The organism is Ktedonobacter racemifer DSM 44963, from assembly GCF_000178855.1.
Taxonomy (GTDB): domain Bacteria; phylum Chloroflexota; class Ktedonobacteria; order Ktedonobacterales; family Ktedonobacteraceae; genus Ktedonobacter; species Ktedonobacter racemifer.
In genome coordinates, this window is record NZ_ADVG01000004.1 from 1,255,495 (window position 1) to 1,269,392 (window position 13,898).

8 protein-coding genes and 1 pseudogene are annotated in these 13,898 nt (G+C 55.2%); 5 read left to right on the forward strand and 4 right to left on the reverse strand.

The features are described from left to right. Positions 1-369: 369 nt before the first annotated feature. The 3 genes and pseudogenes from KRAC_RS67880 (at position 370) to KRAC_RS47210 (ending at position 5,119) form a co-directional block, all read left to right on the forward strand. Positions 370-1,907, forward strand: a pseudogene (locus KRAC_RS67880) (zinc ribbon domain-containing protein). A gap of 130 nt (positions 1,908-2,037) precedes the next feature. Further along, positions 2,038-3,096, forward strand: coding sequence for a nicotinate-nucleotide--dimethylbenzimidazole phosphoribosyltransferase (gene cobT / locus KRAC_RS47205; RefSeq protein WP_420795876.1), 1,059 nt, complete (start codon positions 2,038-2,040; stop codon positions 3,094-3,096). Positions 3,097-3,277: 181 nt separating this feature from the next. Further along, entirely contained in the window at positions 3,278-5,119 is a 1,842-nt protein-coding gene (locus KRAC_RS47210) for a S8 family serine peptidase (protein ID WP_007919462.1), read from the forward strand. A gap of 89 nt (positions 5,120-5,208) precedes the next feature. On the opposite strand, the gene KRAC_RS47215 is transcribed toward KRAC_RS47210, so the two are convergent. From KRAC_RS47215 to KRAC_RS63970, 3 genes are all read right to left on the reverse strand, one after another. Beyond that, positions 5,209-6,063 carry a methyltransferase domain-containing protein gene (locus tag KRAC_RS47215; protein WP_007919463.1) on the reverse strand — a complete coding sequence of 285 codons (855 nt, stop codon included), beginning with the start codon at positions 6,061-6,063 and terminating at the stop codon, positions 5,209-5,211. Between the two features lie 114 nt (positions 6,064-6,177). Further along, positions 6,178-6,852, reverse strand: a complete 675-nt coding sequence (locus tag KRAC_RS47220; protein ID WP_007919464.1) for a response regulator — start codon at positions 6,850-6,852, stop codon at positions 6,178-6,180. Next, a complete protein-coding gene (locus KRAC_RS63970) occupies positions 6,812-8,107 on the reverse strand; it encodes a sensor histidine kinase (RefSeq protein WP_007919465.1) in 1,296 nt (431 codons plus the stop codon). The genes KRAC_RS47220 and KRAC_RS63970 overlap by 41 nt, the downstream gene beginning before the upstream one ends. A 316-nt stretch (positions 8,108-8,423) precedes the next feature. On the opposite strand from KRAC_RS63970, the gene KRAC_RS47230 reads away from it, so the two are divergent. Further along, positions 8,424-9,203, forward strand: a complete 780-nt coding sequence (locus KRAC_RS47230; protein WP_157507947.1) for an ABC transporter ATP-binding protein — start codon at positions 8,424-8,426, stop codon at positions 9,201-9,203. Beyond that, positions 9,200-12,427 (forward strand): ABC transporter permease, encoded by a 3,228-nt coding sequence (locus tag KRAC_RS47235; RefSeq protein ID WP_007919467.1) that lies wholly within the window; start codon positions 9,200-9,202, stop codon positions 12,425-12,427. The genes KRAC_RS47230 and KRAC_RS47235 overlap by 4 nt, the downstream gene beginning before the upstream one ends. A 186-nt stretch (positions 12,428-12,613) precedes the next feature. Here the strand turns inward: KRAC_RS47235 and KRAC_RS47240 are convergent, their stop codons facing one another. Further along, positions 12,614-13,846, reverse strand: a complete 1,233-nt coding sequence (locus KRAC_RS47240) for an RNA-guided endonuclease InsQ/TnpB family protein (protein WP_007919468.1) — start codon at positions 13,844-13,846, stop codon at positions 12,614-12,616. Positions 13,847-13,898 lie beyond the last annotated feature (52 nt).

A 13,898-nucleotide genomic window follows, 5' to 3' on the forward strand; every position in this document is an offset into this window, starting at 1 on the left:
TGCATATTTCCTCTGGCGCCTTCCTCGGCTTGGGTAAGGGTGTGTGGTGGCGGAATGGCTGCGCCATTCCGCCACCACACACCCTTACCCCCTGAGCGCCGCAGGCGCGAAGGCCTTACCAGGCGAAGTCTATGCAAATAGTTCTCTTTTATGCGCTATAATGACACGGTGCAGGAAGCATCCAGCTTCTGGTTGACACAACGGGCTTTAGCCCGCCGCAAGCTGCGCCGTTTCAACGGCGGCAGTGAGGCGTGCCCAGGCTTTAGCCCTTGCAGAGCACAATATAGAACATATGTTTGACAACTCCAATACATTGTCGTATACTCTAAAAGAGACACAATATATTTGTTTGAGAGAAACGTACTAAAAATGGCAAAAGCCACGAAAACAATCAGACAAGCGTTGCAGTATCCGCCACAGTCAGCCCACTCCTTCGCGGAGCATCAGGCGCTCTACAATCGTGTCGTGGCCTTCTACTTTGAGGTCATCCAGGCCCATGAGGGCATCCTCTCTCTCAAGAACAAGGAGGCCCTCACCGCCCTGGAGAAACTCACCCATGCGACGGAGAAGGGTCCCCATCCCATTCTGCCACTCTCCGACATCGCCCCGGATATCCCCGCGATGTTCCGGCGCGCCGCCATCAATGCGGCCCTTGGCTCTGCTCGTGCATTTTTCTCCTCGCTCAAAACGTGGCGAGCACGCAAAGAGAAGCACGAGGCCAAACCATGCAAAAAGGGCAAGCAGAAGCAGCCGTTCAGGGAGCGGCCACCGGTCCCGCCGCGCACCTGGAACAAGTCGGTCTCCTTCTACGCGGGCTTGTGGAAAGAACGCTCTCAGCACTCCATCATGCTCAGAGTGTGGACCGGCTCGTGCTGGTCCTGGCTCAAAATTGGTGCGCTTTCTCGCGATCTTCCCGAGGGGTACGCACTAGGGAGCCCGCAACTGGTTCGCAAGGGCAACCGCTGGTGGTTGCATACTCCCATCGAGAAAACGTTGGAGGCCCCCGCCAACGTTGTTGAACAGATAGCATCCAAAGAGAGACGTATCTGCGCAGTCGATTTGAACCTCGACCAGCATGTAGCCGTGTGTACCGTCCAGGCAGTCGAAGGCACCATCCTGTCTACGTCCTTCATTGGAAATGGCACAGCGGTATCGGGCACAAGGCGCGCGACTGCTCGGACGCATTGCGCACAACCGATCTCAGACTGGCATCATTGCCCAAGGGGAACAGGACAATGCTGATCTGTGGCGCAAGATCAGGCACGTCGATGAGCACATCGCGCACCAGGTGAGCGCCCGCATTGTCCAGTTCGCCATCGAGCAGCAAGCAAGCATACTGGTCTTCGAGCATCTAGGCAACCTGCGCCCGGAAAGAGGCACGTATTCGCGCCGCAGCAACATGAAACGCGCCTACTGGATGCGCAGGGCGCATCTTCAAGTACGCGAAGTACAAGGCGTGGAATGCACGTGGTATCATCACGTGCCGCGTCAATCCGCGCAATACGAGCCGGCAATGCCATCGCTGTCACGCGCCCGTCATTCGCTACAATGAGGGCGAGCCGGTTGAGGGATACACGCCCGGCGCGGCGCTTTGCCTGTGCCCACAATGCCAGATGCGCGACCATGCCGACCGCAATGCCAGTCTGAGAATCGGGCAGCGCTTGATCGAGCGCTCCCAAGAACCGTTGAAGGAAAAGCCTCATGCTCGTTCGCGATGTGCGATGAGGGGGTCGAAAGACCCAGGTGTTGGGATCTCTCAGGATGCCGAACGCGAAGGGCAACCATCTCTTGCTCAAGCAAGGCAAGGGGATCACGCCAACGGGCCTGGCACCGCCCAGGGGGGATTGCGCCGGATGGGTGCGCGCCTCTCAGATATGGCTACCACACTACGCCTCCATTTTGAGTAGTCCCTACGGGACATGTCTCACGGAGGCGCTTACGGAGCCGTGTCAGAAGCTGCTGGGCTTTAGCCCATGCGGAGTGTCACAGACACCTATTTCGTCCTTACGAGGCATTACGAGAGGATTTTCTATGTCTATAGAGCAGATTCAGGAGCGGCTCGCGCTGGTGCAGCCGCTCGATAAAGAGGCCATGCAACAGGCTGCGCAGCACCAGCAGCAGCTTACTAAGCCAGCGGGGAGCCTTGGTCGCCTCGAAGAGATCGCCATTCGCCTGGCTGGCATTCAAGGCACCTCCCTACCACACATCCAGCAGAAGAGCGTGATCGTGATGGCTGGCGACCATGGGGTAACGCGTGAGGGCGTCAGCGCCTATCCCGCCGAGGTGACACCTCAGATGGTGTTGAACTTTCTCGCTGGAGGCGCGGCCATCAATGCCCTGGCGCGCCAGGCCCAGGCCGAGGTCGTCATTGTCGATATCGGCGTTGCCGCTCCCCTGGCGCATCCCCAGCTTATTTCGCGCAAGGTAGCCCTGGGCAGTGCCAATATGGCCGAGAGGCCTGCCCTGACCCGTGAGCAACTATTTGAGGCCATCCAGGTCGGCTTTGAGGTTCTGGATGCCACCGCTGAGAAGGGCTGCCATCTCATCGCGATTGGCGAAATGGGCATCGGTAATACTACCGCCGCCAGTGCTATCAGCGCCGCGCTCCTGCGCCAACCCGTTGATGCCCTCACCGGACATGGCACTGGCATCAACACCGAACAGCGCCAGCACAAGGTTCGCGTGCTCGAGCGCGCACTTGAGCTTAACCAGCCTGATCCTAACGATGCCCTGGATGTCCTGGCTAAGGTTGGCGGCCTGGAGATCGCGGGCCTTACCGGCGTTATTATCGCCGCCGCCGCGCGCCGCATTCCCGTCTTGATAGATGGCTTTATCTCTGGCTCGGCCGCTCTTGCCGCCTGCGCACTCAATCCCGCTATCCGCAACTATCTCTTTGCCGGCCACACCTCGGTTGAACCCGGCCACCGCCTGATCCTTGAGCATCTTCAGCTTCAACCCCTCCTCAATCTAAATATGCGCCTCGGCGAGGGCACAGGCGCGGTGCTCGCCATGCACATCCTTGAGGCCGCGCTCCACACCCATAACGAGATGGCCACCTTCGCCCAGGCTGGCGTCTCCGAAAAAGAAGAGGAATAAGATATTGGTATAGTTGGCGAGCAATTGCCCGCCAACTATACCAATATCTTATCAGTGTATTTAGAATGTATAAAGTATTGTGAAATGCAACTGAACCGTAACCAGACTGTAACTTCAAGCTATTGCCTGGATAGCACCTTTCGCCAATAATGGGGAGCAATTGGACGAAAGGATCAAAGTAATGCGTATTTTTCGGCATCGCCTGGCTCTCCCGGCACTCATAGCCCTACTTGTGTTCGGTGTGGTCATTGTGTTCGCACCAACCTTTATCTCGCGCGCGGAGTTCCGCCAGAGTGAGGATAATTATATCGTCGTCTTCCAACCCAAACTTCGTATCGATACCCAACAGCTTCTCAATCATGGCCATAAAATTCTGCGTGACCTGAGCAAGGCGAACATGCTGGTTGTACGCTCAAGTAACCGGGATGACCTAGCCACTCTACCTGGAGTAAAGAGCATCGCTCGCGACACCTTTACTCTGGCCATGCCCGACGAGAAACCCACCACCTTTACGCGTAACGAATCTCTATCTAGCACCGACAGCTCAACTACCTCTCAAGGGTGCGCGACCACACAGAAAGCCTGCCCCCTCCAGTGGGACCTGGCCCTCATGAATATTCCCCAGGCCTGGCAGAAAACACAGGGCTCAGCCAAAGTGCGTGTCGCCAATCTCGACACAGGCTTGCTCTCAACTCACGAGGCCGTGGGCATGAACTATGACCGCGATCATAGCCGCTCCTTTGTTGAGACCTCTTCCTCTTGTAACAAGACCGATGATCCCAGCAGCCTGGAAGACTTCGACGGACACGGTACCTGGACCGCCACGCATATCGCGGGCAAGGATGGTCCCCAGATCAGCGGTATCGCGCCCAGTACGACGCTTATCAACGTTCGCGTGCTCAACGCCTGCGGCAGCGGCGCACTAAGCTGGCTGCTCGACGGCATGTATTACGCTAATAGCGTCGGCGCCCAGATCATCAATATGTCTATGGGAACCTACATCTGCGCCGATGGCGTTATCTCCGGCTCCGCTCGCTGCGGCAACCAGGAAGACATTGGCAACGATGAGGCCACCTGGGATGCCTTCGCACGTATGGTTGACTATCTCAAGCAGAATGGTACCACCGTCATTGCCGCCGCTGGCAACGATCACGTCCAGCTCGACCGGAATGGGCGCGTTATCAGCGCTGGTAGTCTCCCCAGTGGTGATGGCGAGAGCCGCGCCGACCTGCGTGGCACACGCATGGTTCCCGCAGGCGTTCCAGGGGTCGTGGCCGTGAGCGCGGTCAATCGCGCTACAGGAACGGGCGACACCAGCACAACCAGGTACGGTCAGTATGGTTCCTCAAAACGTGAACAGCTTGCCTACTACAGCAACTATGGGCCTCGCATAGACCTCTCGGCTCCCGGTGGGGCGCGCAACTACAATGTTCCCTCAAGCGACTGCATCTCCAAAGAGTGCAGCCGTCTGGAGGCCAGCTCCTCGCTTATTGGTGCCAGCGACAACTCCGGCGTCTTCGGTGCCTATGGAACCGATAGCAATGGGCAGAGCTGCAATAACTGCTATGCCTACCTGCAAGGAACTTCAACCGCCGCGCCCCAGGTGGCTGGTGTAGCCGCGCTGGCCCTGGCGGCCCATCCCGATATGACGCCTACCGAGCTGGTCTCGTGGCTCCATCAATCGGTGAGCAAGTTCGCTGATCCTAACGCGACTCCGCCCCTGCCTACAGATTCCAACAGCACCTACTACAGCGCGACCCTGGACTACAAGGCCTCGCCCATCTCCAATAACGAAATGGGGACCGGTATCATTGACGCCGCCAGCGCCGTCAGTACCAGCGATCAATATCAGCCCCAATATCAGCCCCAGAACCAGGGCCAGGATCAATCGCAAAACCAATCCACCAATCAACAGCAACAGAACCAGGCACCAGCTCAGGGGCAGGACACACCTTCTTCGCCCCCCCCAGCAACTCTGCCCCAGGGCCAACTGCCGAACACGTCCCAGACCCAGTTTCCGTGACGAATGTGCCACCTGCCCGACGCTACTAAAGTACGCGTCTACATATCACGCCATGATATGTAGACGCGTACTTTAGTAGCGTCGTCCCACTACTTGTCGCGCCAGGCGAGGCCCTCGCGCCATATGAGTAGTTCAAAGGCGTCGGGGCGCTCACTCCAGGCGTGGACTTCGGCACGTATTGCCTCTAATTCGTCGCTACTTATGCTTCCTACGCTTCTCTCATCCTGCTCTTTTATGGCTATAAGAATATCCGGAGCTTGCAGGTATCCCAGATAGGTAGAGGCGGATGTTCGTACGCGCTCGGGGGTGCCGTTAGAGACACAGCTTGCGTAGGCCTCGGTCCTGGTAAAACCTGCATCTACAAGGTATGAGCGCATACGGCGCGCATAGGTTGGACTCGCACCGCGCGTTTGCATATACTTCAGGATAAGCTCACGCATCTGAGCTAAAAGTGGGGTCTCCGGTTCCAGTTGCCAGGTACTGTAATCCGTATCCCTCACAGCTATCAGCCCGCCAATTTTGAGCACGCGCTGGAACTCGCGCAGGGCGCGCCCGGGATCGCTCAGGTGGAAGAGCGTGGCGTGTGCGAACACAAGGTCGAAACTTTCATCTTCAAAGGGCAACTCATAGGCTGATCCAACCTCGAAGCTAACGTTTTCGATTCCTTCTGTTCTAGCCAACTCCTGGGCATAGGCAAACTGCGCACCCTCAATATCCAGACCGATCACACTTCCCGGCGTGACCAGCCGCGCCAGGTCCAGTGTGAGCGATCCCGGTCCACAGCCACAGTCCAGTACTCGCATCCCCGAATGCAGATGGGGCAGCAGGAAGGTGGCATGCGTCTTCACACTGCGTCGACGCAGCCATTCCAGTACCTTATCACTGTATCCCAACGCATATCGCTCACGCTCATTTCTCCGTGGCATATCGTTTTCGCGATCCATCACACTCTCCTCCTACAAAGAGGCTAACGTTATGGCCTAATTCACCCAGGCGCGTTGTGCGTAGATGAAAAGACGAGCTTTATTTGTCTCCAAATATCATGCCTGCAGTTGTTCTCAGAGCAAGCCGCGTTCAAGTGCGCTGGCAACTGCCGAGGCACGGGAGTCAACATTCAACTTGGTATAGATGTTGGTGAGATGCGCTTTCACTGTGCGTTCAGAAACGCCTAAGTGTTGGGCAATTTCTTTGCTGCGTTCACCGTGGGCAACCGCGATGAGAATGGCTCGTTCACGCTCTGTCAGTTCCACAGTGGAATTACCTGAAGGAGCCCCTGGAGAAGAGTTTGGCACCGAACGATGGGTCTGAGCAAGGATACGTGCCATGATTTCTGGTTGAAGGAGAAATTCTCCCCGTGCCGCCGTACGAATGGCATGAAAAAGGGTTTCTGCGCTCGTTTCCTTGAGTAAATAGCCACAGGCTCCGGCCTGGAGGCCACGCAATAGTGCTTCGTCATCAGTATAGGTCGTGAGGATGACTACCGCCACATGAGGCCAGGACCAGTGAATCTGCTCGATCGCTTCCAACCCATCCATTCCTGGCATACGGATATCCATCAAGACCACGTCTGGCTGCAATTCGTCGGTAAGGCGGATGGCCTCTTTCCCATCCACTGCTTCACCAACCAGAACAAAACCCTCTCCCATCTCCTCTAAGAGCAGGCGCAGGCCCTTGCGCACCACCAGGTGATCGTCAGCTACCAGGATACGAAGCGGTTTGTCTGTCATCTCCATGTGTTACTCCTCCCTCAAAAACCAGGCGTAACAAGAGGGTGGTGCCCTGCCCTAACGCACTCTGAATGTCAAGCTGCCCTCCAACAAGCCCTGCCTGTTCGCGTAAGCCAAGCAATCCATAGTGACCAGTCCCGCTGTTGCCGTGACCAGGTGTGAGCAACAGAGTCTCCGGGTCAAAGCCCCGGCCATCATCACGCACCATGAAGATGTAGTGAGCTTTTTCTCGCCTTACTTCGATCCACACTTGCTGTGCATGCGCATGACGGGCAATGTTCTGGAGTCCTTCCATGATGAAGCGTGAGACAGGTTCAGCAAACACTGGGGGTAAGGCAGCAAAGTCTCTCAGGTTCGCCTGGCAGACTATACCTGTGGTGTTGGTAAGGCGGCGCATCTCCTCTTGCATACGCTCGATCAGCCTCCCTTCAGCACTCCTTTCCTCACGCAGATCATCAATGGCTTGTCGTGCGCTGATCAGCGTTGAGCGAGCACCAGAGAGCGCTTCCTGAACAAGTTCCTGTCCACGTTCGACTCGGTTTCGCTGGAGATGCGAGTTGACCACTTCGAGCTGCATGACCAGCCCCGCAAGTCCCTGGGCCAGCGTGTCGTGTAAATCTCGTGCCAGGCGCTGGCGTTCCGTAACGCGCGTCAATTCTTCAATCTGGGTCGAGGCGACCTGGAGGTGCTGGTGAGAGCGAGCCAGTTGCCTATAGAGCAGCAAATAGCCAGTAAGGAACAGTAATTGGGCCAGGTACACCGGGATATTCTGGAGCAAGTCGATCCACAGCCATTTCATCCCTGGGCCTAGAGTGATTCGTTGCGCAGCCAACATTCCCATGCTAAGAAGGAGATAACTCCCCAGAGCAAGCGGCAGCACCTGAGCAGAGGAAAGCCTGGGAAGCGTGATGATCTCCAGCGCGAGAGCCAGGGCCAAACTGAGTGTGAGTGGCTCCTGCTGGGCCAGCAGATACACAGCAAAGATGAGGATGATCTGTGCGAGCATACACGCGAACAGGGGGTGCCGAGTCAGTTTGCCTGAAAGACTAAACCAGAGCGTGGTTCCAAGCAATAGCAACAAGAGCGTGAATGTGGTCGTCCCTGGAACATCGAACGCAGAAAAGGTGAGGGAGAACTGGCAGCTTTGATCGGACGTCACACACACAGGTAGCACGAACCGGTTCAACTCCTCCAGCCCCCAGAGATACACGATGCCTATCCAAACGAGCAGGAGAGCGCGAAGTGGCGATGATACAGGCATGCACTGCTCCTTCCCAATGCGGGAAACACTCTTGAACGTCCTTCCCTCGAAGGATACCTGTTGATTATCGCAAGTATAACACACTCAGCCGCCGGAAGAGAGCGTCCATTCAGACACGACCCGAACGGGCAGAGACTCCTCTTCTTTCTGCCCTTTTGGGCAGATCGCGCAGCTTCCCGAAAAACAGCTGCTGCCTGCCCAAACGCACGATGTGGAGATCAATGGTCAGAGGGTATGGTGATGGCAAGGAACAAGAAGTTCGTAGGCAGTGTTTCTCGCCTTCTCACAACAAAGGATAGGATTAGGAATGGGCAAAATGGAAACATCTCACCAGGTGGCATCACCACACATAGTTTCCAGCAAGGCACTGATTGAGGCAAGCAGTGTTTCGAAGGAGTATTGTCTCGGCGAAACCACAGTCCAGGCGCTACGCGATATTACCCTGCGCATTGAGCCTGGAGAAGTGGTGGCAATCATGGGTCCCAGCGGCTGTGGAAAGACCACCTTACTCAATTGTCTGAGCGGGCTGGATAGCATTTCATCCGGCACAGTCAAGATTGCAGGCCGGGATCTGCGTGGTCTCTCGGATCGCAAACTGACGGCCTTCCGCGCGCGCGAGATGGGCTTTATCTTCCAGGCATATAACTTGCTCCCGGTGTTAAACGGAGTCGAAAATGTCGAGTTACCCATGCTAGTGAGTGGCATCTCCGCGCGCGAGGCGCGTAAGCGGGCGTGGGCAAGTATTGAGCGTGTGGGCATGCGTGATCGCGCCCACCATCGTCCAGCAGAGTTGAGCGGAGGACAACGCCAGCGCTTCGCCATTGCGCGCGCCCTAGCAACACACCCCTCATTGGTCTGGGCGGATGAACCAACAGGGGCGCTTGATAGTCAGACGAGTCAGGAGATTCTTGACCTGATGTTACATCTGAACCGGGAAGAGGGTTTGACCTTTGTCTGGGTCACACATGCGCCAGATATTGCCCAACAAGCCGGGCGTCTGATTACGATGCGCGACGGGCTAATCGAAACGGATCAACCCGTGGACGCCCATCTGAGGAATGGAGAGACCACTGACAGAAAGCAGGTGCAGCTATGAGCATGCTCTTTTCTGGTCTTGCCCCTGACGCCATAGCCCTGGCACTCCTCCTGGCAACATCTGGGTGTCTCCTGCTGGTCGTGGGACTGAGCCACCCAGTGTTCTTACGCATGAGCCTGCGCAACATGGTCCGCCGTCCCAGCCAGAGTGTGATTCTGTTGTGTGGACTGATACTCTCTACCATCTTTATTACTGCCTCATTGGGCCTCTCTGATAGCTTTACCGGCTCAGAGAAAATGTATCGACTGGCACAAATGGGACAGGTCGACGAAGCGGTGAGCGGCCATTTCTCCGTTGACCAGTTTGCGACATCCAGCGCCCGTCTCAAGCAGCAACCAGGGGTCCGGGTGACTGCTGGTGTTCTGCTGCTCCGGCACGGTGCAGATGTGGCAAATGAGCGAACCTTGCGCACCCAGACCCGTCTGGATATCTACGGTCTGCCACCTGCCTTCGATCAGGTCTACGGACCAGTAACCGATACACACGGAAACATCGTTCATTTCGCGGACCTGCGGGCTAATGAAATCATGGTGAGTGCCACGGTGGCAAAAATCATGGATGTGCGCCCTGGGGACACTTTAAGCATCCAAACAGAAGTCGGCGAGCTTTCTAGCAAGGTCAGCCATATTCTCTCAACAGATATCGTTGTGACCTCGGGTGAGCTGCTGAGTAATGCTCCCTTTCCTGAAATCCTGCTTCCTCTGGCCACATTTCAACAGATGTACGAACAGGGATTACACCATTCCATCGCGCCCAATGTGCTTTGTATCAGTAACATGACTCAGGGATCGAGCCAGGTGATTCTGAATCTTTTACAGCAGATCTTTCAGGTCGCCCCTCTTGATCCCCACATCCATATTCCGGGAACGACACAATTTGATATCACACAAATTCACCCGTTACGCTCAGCAATCGTAGGAGCACTGAATGAAGTGCCTTTCTCCTCTGGTCTCGCACTAGACAATTCGCCTGCAGGCCGGGAATACATGCTGCTTCTCCCCGCTTTTACCTGGCTACTCATTGGTGCTGGAATGGTTTTCCTGGTCCTGCTTTGCCTACTGCTCGCCACTGAACGCAGGGGCGAGTTGGGAATCAGTAGAGCGCTTGGTTTGCAAAGGCGACATCTGATCCAGCTCTTTCTCATGGAAGCGTGCGGATATGGTGTGCTGGCTGCACTGCTTGGTGTGCCACTGGGTTTGGGGACTGTGGCGTTGGAATTGTGGGCACTGGGACAACTGCCGACAGTCAATTTGGGGCCAGATGTCATCGCTTCCAGTGCCTTCCATGTGCCACTTTATCTCCAGGTAAGCTGGCAAAGCCTGCTCAGTGCCGGCTGTCTGAGCGTGATCGCAACAGTAGGCGTCGCGAGTCTGGCCGCTTTTTGGATCAGCCGGCTGAATATTGTCGCAGCAATCCGTAATCTGGATGACTCTGTAGTCGCCCATTCCTCACTCTCTGGCAAGCTCCCCGCGCTCTGGCAGCAATCGCGCGATGCCTCTTCTGTTCAGCCTCACTCGAAAAAGTTGGCTCGGCGCTTCACGCACTCTCTTGAGAGAGTGGGGAAGCTATTCTGGGGAGCATTTCAGCGTGGTCCTCTCTGCTTGTTCTGTGGCCTTGTGTTACTCATGTCTGGTCCTGTGTGGATGTATGAGGCAGGGATCGTTTTGCTTCTCACAAGTGGCGGTCTTCTCGTGGCCTGGGCAGGTCAGGGCTTAAGGAGTGGACAATTGTTGCGAGCACTCTCCCAACGACTGGGATGGAGTTGGATAGGAGTGAGTTGGATGGTATACGGGATGCAGGTGGGCAGCAATGCGCTGTTCTCAGCTCTGGCCTCATTGCCGAATACCACATTTGACAACACGACCGTAGGGCTGGAACCGATCCTCCTGAGTCTTCTGTTACAAATCGGGGGCTGTGTGGTCGTGGTGATGACTAACCTGGATCTTATGGCGGCCTTGCTCTCTTTCCTGTTGAGACGCTCGCGCAGCCTCGCCCCTCTCAGTCGCATGTGTGTGGCATATCCATTAACCTTTCGTTTTCGTGCCCAGATCACTGTCACTCTCTTAAGTAGCATCATCTTCCTCATCATGCTGCTCCTGACGAACAATCTAGGACAAGCGCAACAGGGGCAAGTACAGGTAACCAGCGGGAATTTCCAGTTGGAAGTCAAGCTGACGCCGGATGAACAGCAGCAGTTGGGGGCACCCATCCAACACTTGCCCAGCACGCTCCCGCAAGATATCGCCACAGTCTCCCAGATGCATCCGCTCTACGATCCTGTCAATCAGGATGGTTCAGCACCTCAACCAGTCCGGATCTCACTGCCAGGGCAGTCAGTACAACAGACTGGCACTGCGCCGTTAGGTGGCCCGCTTGTAGCCGATGATACTTTCTTAGCAACATCCACCATACCCATGTTTGCCAGCGCCCAGGGATATACCTCTGCCAGGCAGGTCTGGGATGCTGTCAAAAATCATCCAGGAGATGCCGTAATGCGCTACGATAGTAGTCTGAAAGGTTTGCCAACCTCCAATGGATTTACGCCTTTTACCGTAGAGGTTCCAGAGAGCTCGGCGCGCTCGGCTCCCTATCATCGCCTGACGATCATTGGGCTACTCCCTGCCAATGTCCACTGGTCGAATATCCTCCTCTCAACCAGAACGGCACATCAAATCACGCCGCAACTATCTTCTTTCGTCACATACTATTACCTCAGATTACAGCTAGGGGTACAAGCAGGTCAGGCGACGAACCATCTGGAGCAAGTGCTTCACACTGCTCGTTATGGTATTCAATTTGTCTCGCTTGATGCCGCCGATGCAAACGCGCTGACGGCGGATCTAACGCTGTTCCTGGTAGGCTACCTGGCCAGCGGGCTGCTCTTCGGAGCGCTCTCCATCAGCGTCATTGTTAGCCGAACAGTGGTTGAACGCCGCCAACAGATTGGCATGTTGCGTGCCCTGGGCTTCACACGCACGCGCATTCTTAGCTTATTCGTCGTCGAGTCAAGTTTTATCATTACCGTTAGTCTGGCAACCGGAACTGGTCTGGCCGTATGGCTCACTGCTCACATTGCTCACCAACTATATCAGGACTTCCCTTTCCCCGTGGGAACAGTCGCTCTGATCTTCTTGGGGAGCTACCTTATCACCGTCGTCTGTAGCGCACTCCCGGCGCGCCGGGCCTCGCGTATCCCTCCAGCTGAGGCGTTGCGCTACGAATAGAAAGCAACACCAGGTGAATAAGAGGCCTATCAAGTCGAAGAGAAAGAGTTCATTCCTCAGTTTTCAAATAATAAATGCCTATACTAATTAAGACAGTCAGTACCCTACGGCTAAAGCCGAGGGCTTGGAGTTGTGTCTGAACTCCACCGCAATTCAGCATACCTTTTCAGGCGTGCGGCTTTGGCTTCATCGTCCGACACAGAAGGCGCGTACTGACAAGAGGCCCGTTCCTCTCCAGTCTTGCCGGATAAGAAGCGTTCGCATCGCAATGTTTCTTGCACCAACCAGATCGGCATGGAGCGTGTACTGACAATTCTGACAGACGAAGAGCAGGCCCTTGTGAGGTCTATTCTCTTTGCAGGTGTGCCCACATTTGGGGCACGCTTGCGAGGTATAGTTGGCATCGACCTTGATCGCCATACTTCGATGTAAGAGCGCTTTATAGGCAATCATGCTATGCAACTCAGCGAAGGACCATTTGGAGAAGGTACGATTGGCTTTTCGCTGTTTTGCATTTTTGCCTTTGCGTCGTTTGGTACGCTCTCGAATGTCTGTCAGATGCTCCAGTCCAATCAAGCTTTGAGGGTGCTGTAGGACAATCCGCTTACTCACGACATGATTGGTATTCTGCTTCAACCGTCTCTCTCGTCCACTGATGGCAACGAGCCTTCTTGTCGCTGAACGAGTGCCTTTCTTTTGCAGACGTTTTCTCAGTCGTGCGTAGTGGTTTGCCTTGGGGACAATCTGTTTGCCTGAATGGAAGGTGCAATCCCCTTGCATCGTCGCCGTGACGGCAAGGTATCGCATCCCCACATCCACTCCGGCGACCTGCTTGTGTGTTTCAGGTGTAGGATCAGCCGTCTCAATTGCAAGAGAGACAAGGAGGTAAAATTGTTTCTTGGGCTTGTCATACCAGAGTTTCGATGCACCAATCTCCGCTCCACGCTGGATCAATGCCACATGCTTATTGTAGCCAGTATAGGGCACGATAACACGTCCCTCAAGGGTCAGGATGCTCACCTGCTGCTCTTTCTTGAAGGTGTAGTCTTTCTTGTACTGATAGGTCAACGTGGGGGAGATGAACTTGGGAGCCTTATCAAGCCCTTTGTAGCGTTTCTTGGTCTTCCCTTCCTTACGATGAACAGCATTGTTCTTGACCTTTGTCCAGAGGGTTTTATACGAGGCACCAACTTGGCGAGGAACAGAACAGGCCATTTGCGAAGGCAGATGAAAACGGAGGCGGATCTCTTCGTAGGTGGCATCTTGCAAACGAACAGCATTGCTCATCTTGCCATGCGCAAAGGCGTACTGGCTCACATAGTTGAGAGAATCCCGATACGCCAGTTGCGTTGTACGTAATGCCTTGAATTGCTCGGGCGTTGTGTTTAATTTGAGTTTCGCTGTTAATACCGTTTGCATATGCTAAATTATACCATAGTTTTCATCTGACTGTCAACAATACATGAGCAGA